The sequence below is a fragment of the Pseudomonas sp. Pseusp88 genome, from assembly GCF_047303955.1.
Taxonomy (GTDB): domain Bacteria; phylum Pseudomonadota; class Gammaproteobacteria; order Pseudomonadales; family Pseudomonadaceae; genus Aquipseudomonas.
The window spans coordinates 1-293 of sequence record NZ_JBGLYM010000117.1; the positions used below are offsets into that span (position 1 = coordinate 1).

The window sequence follows — 293 nt, forward strand, 5'->3', positions numbered from 1 at the left end:
GCCCGCTGGAATGATCAGCCGGTACGCGATCTGCAGCTGTGTTTTTCTGAAATACAACTGCCTGCCGCTCGCCTGCACCGTCTGGAACAGGACGCCGGGTTACGGGGCCAGCGCTGCAAAACCCTGCAAGACCTGACCTGTACAACCCAGCGTATCAACGACCTGTATACCCGCAAGCCCGATGGCAAGGACATGCTCGAGGCCTTCTCCAACTTCAATGTCCGCAACTACGTCAGCAGCGCCATAATGGCCCCGGCCACCGCCGTTAAACGCAACCTTGAAAGCGGCTGTTT

General features: G+C 58.4%; 1 protein-coding gene. It reads left to right on the forward strand.

What is annotated here, in order from left to right; genetic code table 11:
* On the forward strand, positions 1-293 hold a 293-nt coding region (locus ACCD02_RS32720; protein ID WP_413310726.1), incomplete at both ends, for a hypothetical protein.